At 62.1% G+C, this 649-nt stretch carries 2 protein-coding genes; both read right to left on the reverse strand.

The annotated features are described in order from the left end of the window. On the reverse strand, positions 1–332 hold a 332-nt coding region (locus NKI61_RS32845; RefSeq protein ID WP_352842429.1), incomplete at its 3' end, for an IS3 family transposase. Positions 333–337: 5 nt separating this feature from the next. Continuing rightward, positions 338–649: helix-turn-helix domain-containing protein (locus NKI61_RS32850; RefSeq protein WP_352842430.1), on the reverse strand; the 312-nt coding region annotated here is incomplete at its 5' end.

Genomic DNA, 649 nt, shown 5'->3' on the forward strand with positions numbered 1-649 from the left:
CGGTCGGCGCCGAACTTGCGCTGCAACAGATCGGGAGCGGTCCGCCCAGCCTCGCCCCTGTAGGAGCGATACTTCTTCGGCCTGACCAGCGACTTCAATCCCATCCCGGCCATCAGGCTCTGGACGGTCTTGTGGTTGACGCGCCGGCCCAACCGGTGCAGTTGCGCAGTCACCCGGCGATAGCCGTAGCGACCCTTGTGGCTGTCGAAGATGGCCTTGATCGCCGCCTTCAGCGCCGCATGGCGGTCCGAGCGCTTCGCTGCTTTCTGTCTGTAATAGAACGTGCTGCGCGCAAGCTTCGCCAGCTCGAGCAGCCCCTCAAGCGAATGCAACGGCCTTAACGCCTGGACGGCTTGCGCTTTTTGGGCGCATGTCCCTGCGTTAAGGCCTCCAGTTTTTTTAGGTAGTCGTTCTCCATCCGCAGATGCTTCAGCTCAGCCAGCAGTTCTTCGCGGCTTTTGGCCTCGTCACTGGCTGCAACAGGCACTGCGGGGGACGGCGGCTTTGACATGGGTCGTCCTCTGGGACGTGGGCCGAGCGCCTCTATCCCGCCCGCATGATAGCGCTTCTCCCAGCCCGTCAGGCAACTGGCATTGCGGATATTGAACAATGCAGCCGTCTGCCGATACGACAGACCTTCCTCCCACAT

Source organism: Mesorhizobium sp. M0514 (assembly GCF_040321145.1).
Classification (GTDB): domain Bacteria; phylum Pseudomonadota; class Alphaproteobacteria; order Rhizobiales; family Rhizobiaceae; genus Mesorhizobium.